The sequence below is a fragment of the Corallococcus terminator genome (assembly GCF_003611635.1).
GTDB classification, from domain to species: Bacteria; Myxococcota; Myxococcia; order Myxococcales; family Myxococcaceae; genus Corallococcus; species Corallococcus terminator.
The window spans coordinates 1-13,562 of the sequence record NZ_RAVZ01000059.1; the positions used below are offsets into that span (position 1 = coordinate 1).

The 13,562-nt window shown below is 72.3% G+C and carries 11 protein-coding genes; 6 read left to right on the top strand and 5 right to left on the bottom strand.

Features of this window, described 5'->3' with window-relative positions; translation table 11 throughout:
• Window positions 1–216: 216 nt before the first annotated feature.
• Both D7V88_RS11325 and D7V88_RS11330 read left to right on the top strand, forming a co-directional pair.
• Window positions 217–1,719, top strand: coding sequence for an oligosaccharide flippase family protein (locus D7V88_RS11325; RefSeq protein ID WP_120540642.1), 1,503 nt, complete (start codon window positions 217–219; stop codon window positions 1,717–1,719).
• Complete coding sequence (locus tag D7V88_RS11330) at window positions 1,716–2,891, top strand: acyltransferase family protein (protein ID WP_120540643.1); 1,176 nt, start codon at window positions 1,716–1,718, stop codon at window positions 2,889–2,891. The genes D7V88_RS11325 and D7V88_RS11330 overlap by 4 nt, the downstream gene beginning before the upstream one ends.
• A 21-nt stretch (window positions 2,892–2,912) precedes the next feature.
• On the opposite strand, the gene D7V88_RS11335 is transcribed toward D7V88_RS11330, so the two are convergent.
• Complete coding sequence (locus D7V88_RS11335; protein WP_120540644.1) at window positions 2,913–3,821, bottom strand: glycosyltransferase family 2 protein; 909 nt, start codon at window positions 3,819–3,821, stop codon at window positions 2,913–2,915.
• A gap of 148 nt (window positions 3,822–3,969) precedes the next feature.
• On the opposite strand from D7V88_RS11335, the gene D7V88_RS11340 reads away from it, so the two are divergent.
• From D7V88_RS11340 to D7V88_RS11355, 4 genes are read left to right on the top strand one after another with little or no spacing between them, the layout of a single operon-like run.
• On the top strand, window positions 3,970–5,124 hold the full coding sequence (locus tag D7V88_RS11340) for a glycosyltransferase family 4 protein (RefSeq protein ID WP_341870671.1): 1,155 nt from the start codon (window positions 3,970–3,972) through the stop codon (window positions 5,122–5,124).
• A 35-nt stretch (window positions 5,125–5,159) separates the two neighbouring features.
• A complete protein-coding gene (locus tag D7V88_RS11345) occupies window positions 5,160–6,284 on the top strand; it encodes a glycosyltransferase family 4 protein (RefSeq protein ID WP_120540665.1) in 1,125 nt (374 codons plus the stop codon).
• Window positions 6,285–6,298: 14 nt separating this feature from the next.
• Window positions 6,299–7,531, top strand: coding sequence for a glycosyltransferase family 4 protein (locus D7V88_RS11350; RefSeq protein WP_120540646.1), 1,233 nt, complete (start codon window positions 6,299–6,301; stop codon window positions 7,529–7,531).
• Complete coding sequence (locus tag D7V88_RS11355; RefSeq protein WP_120540647.1) at window positions 7,528–8,679, top strand: glycosyltransferase family 4 protein; 1,152 nt, start codon at window positions 7,528–7,530, stop codon at window positions 8,677–8,679. The genes D7V88_RS11350 and D7V88_RS11355 overlap by 4 nt, the downstream gene beginning before the upstream one ends.
• Window positions 8,680–8,688: 9 nt before the next feature.
• Here the strand turns inward: D7V88_RS11355 and D7V88_RS11360 are convergent, their stop codons facing one another.
• From D7V88_RS11360 to D7V88_RS11375, 4 genes are read right to left on the bottom strand one after another with little or no spacing between them, the layout of a single operon-like run.
• Window positions 8,689–9,822 carry a glycosyltransferase family 4 protein gene (locus D7V88_RS11360; RefSeq protein ID WP_244238100.1) on the bottom strand — a complete coding sequence of 378 codons (1,134 nt, stop codon included), beginning with the start codon at window positions 9,820–9,822 and terminating at the stop codon, window positions 8,689–8,691.
• Window positions 9,794–11,251, bottom strand: a complete 1,458-nt coding sequence (locus D7V88_RS11365) for a hypothetical protein (RefSeq protein WP_120540648.1) — start codon at window positions 11,249–11,251, stop codon at window positions 9,794–9,796. The genes D7V88_RS11360 and D7V88_RS11365 overlap by 29 nt, the downstream gene beginning before the upstream one ends.
• A complete protein-coding gene (locus D7V88_RS11370) occupies window positions 11,248–12,372 on the bottom strand; it encodes a glycosyltransferase family 4 protein (protein ID WP_120540649.1) in 1,125 nt (374 codons plus the stop codon). The genes D7V88_RS11365 and D7V88_RS11370 overlap by 4 nt, the downstream gene beginning before the upstream one ends.
• Before the next feature lie 11 nt (window positions 12,373–12,383).
• Window positions 12,384–13,562, bottom strand: coding sequence for a glycosyltransferase (locus tag D7V88_RS11375; RefSeq protein WP_279636017.1), 1,179 nt, complete (start codon window positions 13,560–13,562; stop codon window positions 12,384–12,386).

Here is a 13,562-nt window from a genome sequence, read left to right on the forward strand (position 1 = left end):
GTCCCGCCCCCCCCTGGATGCGCGGCACCTGTCGCCGCACCCGCTCAATCTGCGCAGCAGGGCTTTCTGGGGGGCCATCTCACCGCCCATGCCCGCGACTGCCCGGCCGCCCTCCGGGGCTGCGGACAGGCCCTGCGTTCCGGCGTGCGGACAGGGCTCCTGGCGCCGGCCCCTGTTCGCGGGGCGCGGGGCCGCATATACGCTCACGACCCTTCCATGAGCAGTCCCTCCACCTCCGCACCGGAGCTGGGCACCTCGGACGTGAAGGTCCGGGCCCAACGCTCCATCGTCGCCCTGGGCCTCCGGACGCTCGGCTCCCTCGGCCTGCGCGTGGTGAGCTCGCTCGCCCTGTCGCGCCTGCTCTTTCCTTCCGACTATGGCGCCTTCGCCATCGTGGCCTTCACCGCCGCGATGGGCGCGTACCTGGGCGACCTGGGCCTCAGTGCATCCCTGGTGCGCCAACAGCACGAGCCCACCGAGGACGAAATCAGCACCGCGTTCTGGAGCCACCAGGCGTTCACCGTCGTCATCGTGGCGGTGCTGCTGGGGTTCGCGCCGCTGCTCGCGGGCGCCTACGAACTGGGGCCTTCCGGCGCGCTCATGGTGGGCGCGGTGGCGCTGGGGCTGTTCTTCCACTCGCTGCGTGTCATCCCCATCATGATGCTGGAGCGAAACCTCCACTTCCCCGCCATCGCACGCGCGGAGCTGGTGGAGAGCGTCGCGCAGACGGCCGCCACCATCTTCCTGGCGGCGCTGCACCTGGGCCCATGGGCGCTCATCGGCGGTGGGCTGGTGCGCGGCGTGGTGGGGCTGGGGATGTTGTGGGCCGCGGCGTCGTGGCGCCCGCGAGGCAGGGTGCGCTGGGCAATCGTCCAGCGGCTGCTGGGCTTCGGCATCTGGTTCCAGCTCACCGGCATCGTGCCCGCCATCCTCAACGGCTGGGTCCCGCTCGTCGTGGGGCGCATGGAGGGCAAGGACGCGGTGGGGCTGGTGAACTGGGCGTGGGCGCTGGCCTCCGTGCCGCTCGCGCTCAGCGGCGTGCTCAACCGCGTGGCGTACCCGGCGTACAGCCGCATGCAGCAGGACGCGGAGGGGCTCGCGGAGTACCTGCGCACGTCCATCCGCCGCATCAGCGCGGTGCTGTGCATCGTCGTGCCCTTCGGCGTCATCGCGCTGCCCTTCCTCATCCCCACCCTCTTCGGTGAGCGCTGGAGCCCGGCGGCTCCGCTGGTGCAGTGGTTCATGCTGGAGGGCGCGATGCAGGCGGTGCACGGCCTGCTGAACTCGCAGCAGTACGCCAGCGGCCATGCGCGGGAACGGGTGTACGTGCTCATCGGCTCCAGCCTGCTCAGATGCGGGCTGGGCGCGCTGGCGGTGATGCACTGGGGCATCGTGGGCATCGGCGTCACGGCCACGGCCATCACGCTCACGGAGCTGTTCCTGAGCGCGTGGCTGGTGGCCCGGCGCAACCCGCACCTGTCCGGCCTGGAGTTCCAGGTGCTGGAGCCGTTTCTCACCGTGGGCGCGCTGCTCGCGTTCGCGGTGGGCCTGTCGCGCATCACCACCGGCCAGCACGGGCTGCTCGTGCAGGCGCTGGTGGGGACCGGGATGCTGGCGGTGGGGGTGCTCGTCCGGGAACGTTCGCGGCGGGGCCTGTCGCTCTGGGGCGAGGTGCGGGCCGTCGTGGCGCACGTCCGGGGACGGAAGAGCGCCGCGTGAGTTCCCCCGTGGCCGCACGTCCCGCGCTGCCCGCCCTCACCGGCCTTCGCTTCCTCGCGGCGATGGGCGTGCTGGGCTACCACTGCTACTGCGCGCCGTGCTCCCCAGCGCTGCCGGAGGGCGTGGGCCGACTCATCGGCGCGGGCTTCTCCACCGTCAGCCTGTTCTTCATCCTGTCCGGCTTCATCCTCGCGTACACCTACCTGGAGGACAGCGGCGGGATGAAGGGTACGTGGACGGACTTCTACCGCGCGCGCTTCGCGAGGTTGTATCCGGTGTATCTGGTCTCGCTGCTGGTGGACGTGCCCATGTTCGTGCGCGCCTTCCACCTGGCGGATCCGCCCGCGGGCCCGGGCGAGATGCTGCGCATCACCGGCGCGACGCTCACGCTCACGCAGGGTTGGCTGACGCTGCACCGGCCCACGTGGAACATCGTCGCGTGGACGCTGTCGGTGGAGGCGTTCTTCTACCTGCTCTTCCCACTCGTGGGGCCGTGGCTGGCGCGGAGGAGTTCCCGGGTGCTCACGGGCCTCGCGGCCGGCGCGTGGCTGCTGGGCACCACCCCGATGCTCGCCGCCGACGCGGCGGCGCGGCTGGCGGACACGGGTGGGGGGCTCGCGACGTTCCTCCGGGTCTGGGGGTTGATCTCCACGGAGGCCATTCCGCTCGCGCGGCTGCCGGAGTTCCTCATCGGGTTGTGCCTGGGGCTGGTGTTCTGCCGGCGGGAGCACCTGGCGGCGCATGCGTGGGCGCGGACCGTGGCCTTCGTGCTCATCGGCGGTGGGCTGGCGGCGGGACTGATGCGGCTGCCGGAAGCCCCGTCACCGCTGGTGCAGTCCGCCGTGCTGGTGCCGCTGTTCACCGCGTGCATCTACCTGCTCGCGAGCGGACTGATGGGACGCGGGCTGGGACTGGGAACGCGGGGGATGGTGCTGCTGGGCGGCGCCAGCTACGCGCTCTACATGACCCACGGCTCGCTGATGAACTACGCGCTGGCGTTGAACACGCGCACGCTGGGGATGCCCCACAACGTGCTGGCGCTGCTCATCGCGCCCGTGGCCGTGGCCGTCTCCGTGGTGCTCTTCCGGCGCGTCGAGGAGCCCATGCGTCACCGGCTCCGGGCCCCGCGGCGTCCTCGCGCGGCACCGCCTCCCGAAGTCACCGGGAGCTGAAGGCCTCTGCCGCGTCCTCGTTCAGCGACGGGGCCGCAGCGAGGTCGCGAGCGCCCACGGCGGAAACCCCAGCAGGTACCGCCACCGGGGCAGCGCGCGGTGGAAGCGCAGGCCGCGCGCGTACAGCGTCAGGGCCTGACGGCGCCGTCCATGTTCGAGCAACCAGTGCGTCACGTGTCGCAGCCCGAAGAGAAGCAGCGCCAGCCGCTCACGGCGTCGCATGGAGCCTCCCGGGTAGGCCCCGTGTCGCTCCTGGGACAGGAGGAACAGCGTGCCCTCGTAGCCCCGGTCCAGGTCGCGCGAGGACGACTCGGGGTGCTGGCGGTAGCCCAGCGTCACCGGCGACTCCACGAAGACGAAGCCGGGCTCGACGCCCAGGCGGTACAGCAGATCGTAGTCCTCGGAGCTGATCCGCTTCGCGCTGAAGCCACCCACCCGGCGCAGGGCCTCGGTGCGCACGGCCACCGCGCACGCGGTGCGGATGAAGTTCGCCTCCGCGCTGGCCAGGTAGTCCGCGAAGGACCGCGCGACGAGGGGTCCGGACTCCAGGTCCGACAGCTCGCCCGGAGCCTGGAAGGAACGGGCCCGGCCCATCACCAGCGTGGGACGGCCCTGCTCCTGGAGGACCCGCTGGAACGTCGCCAGCGTCCAGGGGGGCCACAGGTCATCGCTGTCCAGGAAGGCCACGTATTCGCCCCGGGCCTCGCGGATGCCCAGGTTGCGGGCCACGCCCTGTCCCGCGTTGTCCTGGCGGAGCACGCGGATCCGCTCACCGTAGCGGGCGAGCAGCGCGAGCGTCCCGTCCGTGGAGCCATCGTCCACGACGATGACCTCATGGTCCGTCAGCGTCTGGGCGAAGACCGAGGCCAGCGTCTCTTCCAGGAGCGAAGCCCGGTTGTAGGTCGGAATGACGACGGAGAAGAGGGGCATGCCACGTGGGAGCAGGAGGAGCCGGATGATAACCCGCGCCCTCGGAGGCGACATGGCTTCCCGCCCGCCACGTGAAGCGGTTAAGAGTCAGGACACCCCGCCGGGACGGACCCGGTGTCTTGGACCGCCGCTCCTGGATGACGCCCGCGTGCCTGCCCCCCTCCCCACCTGGCATCTGCTCTCGGGCGAGTACCCACCGATGGCGGGCGGCGTCGCGGACTACTCCAGGCTCATCGCCGATGCGTTGGTCCGCGCGGGCGAGCAGGTCCATGTGTGGGCGCCGGGCCCGTCGGGCGTCGTGACGGAGGACGGGGTGACGGTCCACCGCGCGCCGGGACGGTTCTCACCGGGAGACCTGCGGACGTTGTCGCGCGAACTGGATGCCTGTCCGGGCTCGCGAAGGCTGCTGCTCCAGTACGTGCCGCACGCGCTGGGCTTGAAGGCGATGAACGTCCCGTTCTGCGCGTGGTTCGCCGCGCGGAGGAAGGACGAGCGGCAGGTGTACTTCCACGAGGTCGTCTACCCGTGGAGCCTCCACGCGCCGTGGCGCCACCACGTGCTGGCCGCGACCACACGGGTGATGCTGCGCCTGGTGGCGGAGTCCGCGGACCGGAGCTTTGTCTCCATCCCGACGTGGGCGGACCACCTGTCGGCCCGGGCGAAGCAGCGCACCGAATGGCGTCCCGTGCCCAGCAACCTCCCGACGGAGGTGTCCGCCGTGGAGGTGCTCCGTGCGCGGGCCTCCCTGCCCGAGGGTCCGGTGGTGGGCCACTTCGGCACCTACGGTTCGGCCATCGTGGGCCCGCTGGAGTCGGTGCTCGTCTCCGTGCTGCGCGCGGATCCGAGACGGCAGGGCCTGCTGCTCGGCCGGGGCAGCCGCGCGTTCAGGGACGCCGTGGCCTCGAGGCGTCCGGAAGTGGCGGCCCGCCTCCAGGCCCGGGATGCGCTTGCGCCGAGCGAGGCCGCGGCCTTCCTGCGGGCCTGTGACGTGCTGGTGCAACCGTATCCGGATGGCGTCAGCACGCGACGGGGCAGCGCGATGGCGGGGCTCGGCCTGGGCGTCCCGGTGGTCACGAACACGGGCCACCTCACGGAGCCCCTGTGGCGGGAGTCGCTGCCCGTGGCGCTGGTGGAAGGCACCGCGCCGTCGGGGCTGGTGGACGCCACGGAGCACCTGCTTTCGCAGGACGAAGCCCGCCGGGCCCTCGGGGAACACGCCGCGCGCATCTACCGCGAACACTTCGCGCTGGAGCGAACGGTGGAAGCGCTCTTGCGGAAGCGACCTCCGGGAAGGTCGCCGTGAGCGCCCACGCGTCCCCGCCGCGCCTGGCCCTCCTGATGGATCCGCGCGAAGAGGGCTGGCCCAGCATGGACCTCGTGGGCGAGGCGTTGCTGGAGCACCTGTCCGCCCTGCCCGGAGAAGTCACCGTCACGGGCCTGCGTCCGCCCATGCCCCGTGCCGTGCGCCACCTGCCTCGCGTGGGCACCCGCAACGCCGCCTTCAACGCGGACCGGCTGCTCACCCGCTTCGGGCTGTACCCCGCCCGGCTGCTGCGGGAGCGCCGGACCCACGACCTGTTCCACGTCGTGGATCACACCTACGCGCAGCTCGTGCACGCCCTGCCCGCGGAGCGCACTGGCGTCTTCTGCCACGACCTGGACGCCTTCCGCTCCGTCCTCGAACCACACCGCGACCCCAGACCGTCATGGTTCCGCCTGATGGCGCGCGCGACGCTGAAGGGTCTGGAGCGCGCGGCGCTCGTGTTCCACAGCACGCAGGCGGTGCGCGCGGAGCTGCTCACGCACGCGGTGGTGCCCGAGGACCGGCTGGTGTGGGCACCCTACGGCGTGTCTCCGGAGTACCGGGCCGAACCCGTTCCCGGGGACGCCAGCGACGCCGTGCTCGCGCCGCTGCACGGCAGGCCGTACCTGCTGCACGTGGGAAGCGCCATCCGCCGCAAGCGCCTGGACGTCCTCTTCGGTGTCTTCGCGGCGCTGCGCGAGAAACATCCGGACCTCATGCTGGTGCAGCAGGGCGGCGCGCTGGACGCGGAGCAGCGGGCGCAGGTGAAGCGGCTGGGGTTGGAAGACGCGCTGGTGCAGCCGCCGCGACAGGAGCGAGCGACCCTCGCGGGCCTCTACCGACGCGCCAGTGCCGTGCTGGTTCCCAGCGAGGCGGAGGGCTTCGGCCTGCCCGTCATCGAAGCCCTCGCGTGTGGCGCCCCCGTGGTGGCCAGCGACCTGCCGGTGCTGCGGGAAGTGGGTGCCGACGCCTGCACCTACTGCCGGGTGGGTGACGTGGAGGACTGGGCGGGCGCGGTGGATGCGCTGCTCACCGGACGTCAGCCCGCGCCCGCGCGCGAGTCACGGCACGCACGGGCCGCCCGCTTCACCTGGAGCGCCCACGCGCGCACCGTGCTGGACGCCTACCTGCGCCAGCTTGACCGTCCCGGACGGGTCTGATTCGGTCGCCCCGCGTGCGCATCCTGTTCCTCAACCCCGTGGGAATCCTGGGCGGCGCTGAACGCGCGCTGCTGGACCTGCTCGCGTGCCTGCGCACGTTGGACTCCGCGCTGTCGCTGCACCTGCTCGTGGGCACGGAGGGCCCCCTCGTGGAGGCCGCGCGAGCCCTGGGCGTGGACGCACGGCCGCTGCTCCTGCCGCAGGCCCTGTCCGCGCTGGGCGACAGCGGACTTCGGGGACAGGGATTGGCGGGAGGGCTGCGCTTCGTCCGCGACGCCGCGCCCGCGGCGCTCCTGCTCGCCCGCTACGGTGTCGCGTTGAGGCAGGCGGTGCGGGAAGTGGCTCCGGACCTGCTGCACTCCAATGGCATCAAGACGCACCTGCTGAGCGCCGCCACCACGGGCCTGCCCCTGCCGCGCGTCTGGCACGTGCATGACTTCCTCGGCGAGCGTCCCCTCGTGCGTCGCGCGCTGGCGGGGCTGAGCCCCCTCGCCTCGGCCGCCATCGCGAATTCGCGAGCCGTGGGAGACGATGCGCGGACGGTGCTCGGCGACGTGCCCGTGCACGTGGTGCACAACGGCGTGGACGTGGAGCGGTTCTCTCCGGGTCCCGGGGACGGCGCGCACCTGGACGCGCAGGCGGCCCTGCCACCCGCGTCCGAGGGCACGTTGCGCGTGGGACTGGTCGCCACCTATGCGCGGTGGAAGGGACACGACGTCTTCCTGGAAGCCGCCGCCCTGCTGACGAGGCAGGCCCCCACCCTGCCCGTGCGCTTCTACCTGGTGGGCGCGCCCCTCTACCGCACGCCCGACTCGCAGTTCACCGACACGGAGCTGCGCGAACAGATTCAACGCCACGGCCTCACGGGCCGCGTGGGGCTGGTGCCCTTCCAGGCGGACCCCGCCCGCGTGTACCGCGCCCTGGATGTCTTCGTGCACGCGAGCACCCGCCGCGAACCCTTCGGCCTCACCATCGCGGAGGCGCTCGCCTGCGGTCGCGCCGCCGTCGTCTCCAGCACGAGTGGCGCGGCGGAGGCGCTTCGCGACAGAGAGGACGTGCTGGCCATTGCCCCCGGCGATGCACGCACGCTGTCGGAAGCCCTGCTCCGCCTGCTCGGAGACGAAGCCCTGCGCGGACGGCTGGCGACCACCGCCCGGGACACCGCCGTGCGTTGCTTCTCTCGCGAGCGCTACGCCCGGGAGATCCTCGCCGTGTACCGGCAACTCGTGCCACGGGAGCGCGGGTGATGCGTCCCCGGAAGCTCGTCACCGTCTCCCATTCGTACGTCGTCACGCTCAACCGCCGGTTGGCCAACGAGATGACCCGGGTGGGCGCGGGTCGCTGGGACATCACGGCCGTGGCGCCGCGCGCCTTCCACGGAGACCTGAGCCCGCTGGTGCTCCAGCGCGAGCCCGACGAACCCGTGCGCATCGAGGCCGTGCGCGCCTTCTTCAGCCGCTCCCTGCACGGGTTCGTCTACGGACCGGAGCTGCGCGCCCGACTGTCGCGAGGCGTGGAGTTGGTGCACGCATGGGAGGAGCCCTACGTGCTGTCGGGCCTGGAGGTGGCCCTGCTGACGCCGCGCCGGGTGCCGCTGGTGTTCTGCACGGCGCAGAACCTGACCAAGCGCTACCCGCCGCCCTTCGCGCAAGCCGAACGCTTCGTCGTGCACCGCGCGGCGGGATGGGTCGCGTGGGGCCAGACGGTGCGAGACACGCTCCAGTCGCGGCGCGAGTACGCACAGCGGCCCTCCCGCTTCATCCCCATGGGCGTGGACGTGGCCCAGTTCCAGCCGGACACGGCGGCGGGCGCGGACTTCCGGCGGAAGCTCGGATGGGAAGCGGAGGGGCCTCCGGTGGTGGGCTACCTGGGACGCTTCGTTCCGGAGAAGGGCGTGCGGCTCCTGATGGAGGCGCTCGATGCCCTGCGCACGCCCTGGAGGGCCCTCTTCGTCGGAGGAGGCCCGATGGAAGCGACGCTGCGCGACTGGTCCTCACGTCACGAGGGCCGCGTGCGCATCGTCACCGGCGTGTCGCACGCGGGAGTGCCACAGGCGCTCAACGCCATGGACGTGCTGTGCGCGCCCAGCCAGACCACGCCCCGGTGGAAGGAGCAGTTCGGCCGCATGCTCGCGGAGGCCTTCGCGTGTGGAGTGCCCGTGCTCGGCAGCGATTCCGGCGAAGTGCCCTTCACGGTGGGCGATGCCGGACAGGTGCTGCCAGAAGCGAACGTCTCCGAGTGGACCCGCGCGCTCGCGAACCTGCTGGAGAGTCCGGCCCTGCGCCGCGAACAGGGGCAGCGAGGCCGTGAGCGCGCGCTGTCCCATTTCGCATGGCCGGTGGTGGCCAGGGCGCACCTCGACTTCTTCGAGGAAGTGCTCCAGCGCGGCGCCTGAGCTGGAAGCTCAAGCCTCCAGCCGGGCCACCAGCGCTTCCGCCATCGCATCCCACGTCCAGGCGCGCAGCGTGGACGACACCGCCGCGACAGCGGGCACCAGCGCTTCACCACGGGCACGCCAGTCCTCCAGCCGCCGCATCAACTCCCCCGAGTCCTCCGGCGAGTCGAGCAGCAGCCCCTGGAGTTCGGGCGGATAGCGTTCGGCCACCCCCGCGGAACGGCTCACCAGCGCGGGGAGGCCCACGCACAGCGCCTCGTGCACCCCCAGGCCATAGGGCTCATAGCGCGTGGGCGCCACCAGCAGGTCCGAGGCCGCCAGCAGCCGGGGCACATCCTCGCGGAAGCCCAGGAACCGGACGCGCGCGCCCAGCCCTCGCAGCCGCGCCTCGCGCTCCCAGGACTCCCGCTGCGCGCCCGCTCCCACCACGTACAGGTCCACGTCCCACGTCTTGAGCGCGCACAGCCGGACCCACGCATGGAAGAGCGTGTCGAATCCCTTGCGCTGGTCGCCCAGCGCCCCCACGAACAACGCCGCGCGCCGCTCCTCGGCCCACCCCAGCGAGGCCCGCGCCTCGCGACGGAGCGCGGGGGACGTGGACGGGAAGCGCGTTGGATCTCCGCCCAGGTAGACGACGTGGACCCGCGAGGCCTCGGCCCCCGTCGCGGCCAGCAGGTCCTGCCGGGTCCGCTCCGAGTTCGCGATGATGATCCGCGCGCTGCGCAGCGCGCGTTGCTCGCGGCGCAAGTAGACGCGGTGGCTCACACGGCCCTTGAGTCGGCGCAGCGGATGGCCCACGGGCTGCGGCGCATGCGCACCGTGGACGTAGTGGACCCAGTTGGCGGCGGGCACCACGCAGTTGCCCCCGTTGGCCACCACCTGCCCGCCCTCGGCCAGCGTGCGCGTGGCCCAGAAGCGGCCCACGACATCTAGCAGCGGTTCACCCAGCAGGTACGCGTTGGCGGGCTTGGGCACGCGGATGAAGCGCACGTTCGGGTAGCGCAGGAGCGAGTCCTCCACCCGGTGCGCCACCAACCGCACGGGCCCGCCCCGACGCGCGAGCCAGTCCGCCAGCGCCAGGTTCGCGCGGTCCATGCCTCCGGTGGAGACGAAGTCACCGGCGATGAGCGTGTACGGTCGCATTCCGGTTCCAGTACGCGCTGAAGAACGCCGCGTTGAGCAGCCAGAACTCCATGCCCATCTGGCTCATGAAGAACGGATAGCTGAAGGTGAGAGCCACCGCGCCCAGGTCATAGGCGAACAACAGGCTGCCCCACAGCCAGAACTCGCCCGCATGCTCCTCACGTCGGATGGCCACCCGGAAGCCCCACACCATCGTCACCAGCAGGGCCAGCGGATAGCAGACGATGGCCAGCAGCCCGCCGTCATAGACCCACGCCGTCCACTGGATCTCCGCCCACAGCGGTGGATGCTCGCGGTCGCTGTTGTCGCCGAAGTAGGCGTTGGCCATGCCATAGCGGCCCAGGCCCGCGCCCAGGGGATACTCCGGCAGCCGCTCACCGAAGGTGTCGTCCAGGAAGTGGCCTCGGTTGCCCTGGTACACCTGACTGGGATCCGACGCGGTGAGGGTGCTCCAGCGCGCCAGCACCGCGTCGCCGCCCACCGCGACCGCCCACCCGAAGGCGACCACCGCGAGCCCGCCCACGACGCCGCCCAGCACCGCCAGCCGCATCAGCCGGCCGGCCACCATCAACACCAGCCCCATGGCCAACATGCACACCAGCAGCGTCACCGCCGCCGCGCGCACCTGACACAGGTACAGGCTCACCAGCCCCACGCCGATGCCGCCCACGCCCAGCACGCGCTTCCACGTGGCCTGACGGCTCAAGAGCAGCGCGCCGCCCAGCAACACGGCATAGAAGGCGCCGGTGGCCGCGCCGCCCGGCAGGTCCGTCAGGCCCATGGGCCGGAAGACGCGCGCGCCGCTGGCGGTCTCGAACTGGAGGCTGCGGATATAGCCCTCGCCCTGGCCCTCGATGATGGAGGACAGCGCGGGCTGGAAGCGGCCGGGGAAGTACACCTGCATCACGCCCAGCGTCGCGCTCCCCATGTTGAACAGGAAGAGCATCAGGACGATGCGCCGGAACATCGTCTCGTCGATGCGCAGCCGGCTCGCCCAGAACAGCGGCGCGAAGACGGAGGCCTGGATGCCCACCTGCGCGACCGCCGCCAGCGGGCTGGTGGTGCCGGGCTGGAAGAAGTTGAGCGCCGTCACGCCCACGTACGCCAGCAGGAAGGGCTTCGCCGGATGCTTGACGTGACGACCCTTCGCCAGCACCAGCAGCGCAAGGCTCGTGCCGAACGCCAGGATGCGGAACACCACCCGCAGCGGCGCCATCGCCTCCACCAGCAGCGCGAGCTGACACACGAAGAGCAGCGCGATGAAGACCACCACCACGCGGCCCGAGCCGAGAAAGCCCGTTGGCGCCTCACGCGAAGCCGCCACCGCGCCAGCAGCGGCCTCCGGAGCGCGTCGCACGTACCGCTGGTGCAGCACGCCGGGTCCCCGCAGTCCGGGACGCCCGGGGGACACGGGACGGGCCGCCTTCATGACAGGGGCTCCCGAACCACGGAGCGCACCGCCGCCTCCAGCGCCTCCAGGAACGCGGACGGAGCACTCAGCGCCATCGCCCGCGCGGGCCCGCCGCGTCCCAGCACGAGCCGCGCCGGCTCATCCTCGATGAGTTCGCGCAGTGCCTGGGCCAGCGCCTCCACCTTCGGAGGCACCAGCACGCCACACGACGCGTCGATGATCTCCAGCGGCCCGCCCAGCGCGGTGGTCACCACGGGAAGCCCGGCGTACAGCGCCTCCACGAACGCGAGTCCAAACGGCTCCGGCCCGATGTTCGGCTGGCAGTGCACGTCCGCCGCGCGCAGCAGCCGTGGCACATCCGTGCGCTGTCCCAGGAAGCGCACCCGGTCGGAGAGCCCCAGCCGCGCGGCCTGCTCCGCGAGGCCGTCCGCGTAGGAGACCTCCTCCGGACGCTGCGCGCCGCCCGCGAACCACGCCTTCCAACCCGGCACCTGTCGCAGCCGGCCCAGCGACTCCAAGAGCAGCCGCTGTCCCTTCCACTCCTGCATGCGGCTGGCGTGGACGATGACGACATCCTCCGCGCTCGCGCCCAGCTCCCCGCGCAACGAAGCGCGCTCGGAAGCGGTGAGCCCCGCGCCACCGTCCGGCACGGGAGGATGGAGGACGCGCCACGGCGTGCGCGGATACACCCGGGCCAGCGTGCCCGCGGTGTAGCGGCTGTTGCACAGCGCCAGCGCCGGCTCGGTGACGCGCGCCCAGCGCTCCACCCAGTGCTCGCCCGTGAGCGCGTCGTGCTGGAAGAACAGGAGCGGCACGCCGGCCGCGCGCACCACCGGACCGAAGAGCGCCTGCGGCCACGCCGCGTGACACACCACCGCGGAGAACGCCTCGCGCTTCAGCAGGGCCATCAACGCGCGGCGTGCTTCCCACACCAACCAGGGACGGCTCACCTTCGCGGGTCCCAGCAGGTGCAACCCCGCGCCCGCCGAGCGCAGCTCCTCCGCGATGCGGCCCTCGAAGCACAGCGCGAACGCATGCTCCGCGCCCCCGCCACGCTTCGCTCCCGCGAGCGCCAGCGTGCGCAGGAACGTCTCGACGCCGCCGTACAGGTTGCCGCTGGACACGTGCAGCACGCGCATGGGGTCGGGCCTCAACTCCCGCCCACGACGTGCTGGACCGACGACGAAGGCCGCGCCTCCACCAGGGGACTGCGCCCGAGCGCCTCCGCGTACAGCTCCAGGCTGCGCGCCGCCATCACGTCATGGGCGAACTCCGCCCGCGCGCGCTCCCGTGCCCCCTGCCCCAGCCGCTCCCGCAGTCCGGGCTCCTCCACCAGCCGGCGCGCCGCCGCCGCCAGCGCCCGCGCATCGCCCACCGGCACCGTGAGCCCGGTGCGCTCGTGCACGCTCACCCACGCCACGCCGGAGTCCGGGATGGCCGTGTTGATGACCGGGAGGCCGCTCGCCAGGGCCTCCACCTGCGACAGGCCATAGGCCTCGCTGCGCGCGTTGCTCGGAAACCACAGCGCGGTGGCGGCCCGGAACGCGCCCGCGAGCGCCTCCGGCGACAGGTAGCCCGCCCACGTCACGCGCTCCTCGATGCCCAATGCCCGCGCCCGTTCACGGCCCTCCGCGGCCAGCGGCCCTTCGCCCACGACGACCAGCCGTCCCGGCGCGTGCACCAGCGCCTCCAGCGCCGTGAACAGGCCCTTGTAGTAGACGAGCCGCCCGACCATCAGCCACAGCGGGCCTCCCGCCGCCTCCGCCGTCCACCGCGCCTGGGCCTCGCGCGCTTCGGCCGAAGGGTGCAGGTACGGCTCGAGCTCGATGCCCAGCGGCAACACCCGCACCTTCTGCTTGAACGTGGAGAGCAGCGACGAGCCGCGCACGTACGCATCGCTCGTGGCCAACAGCCGCGCCGCGCGGGCGTACAGCATCCATTCGAAGGGACGGAAGAGCGCGCCCGCGACCTTCTGGCGGATGATATCGCTCTGGTGCGTCACCACCACCGCGGGCAGGCGCGGCACCGCATCCAGTGCCAGCACCATGGACGGATTGGGCACGTGCAGGTGCACCACGTCCACGCCCCGTCCCAGCGCGCGACGCAGCGCCCAGGGCAGCTCCGGCATCACGTCCATGCGCGCCACGGACGCCAGCCGCCCCAGCCGCACCACGCGCACCGGACCGTCCCAATCCTCACGCGTGGGACTGCGGCCGTGGAACTCGTGGCTGGTGCCGGTGCCGTCCACGGAGTGGTTCGCGCACAGCACCTCCACCTGCGCGCCCAGCGCGGCCTGCGCCTGCGCCAGCGTCCGCACGTGCGCCTCCAT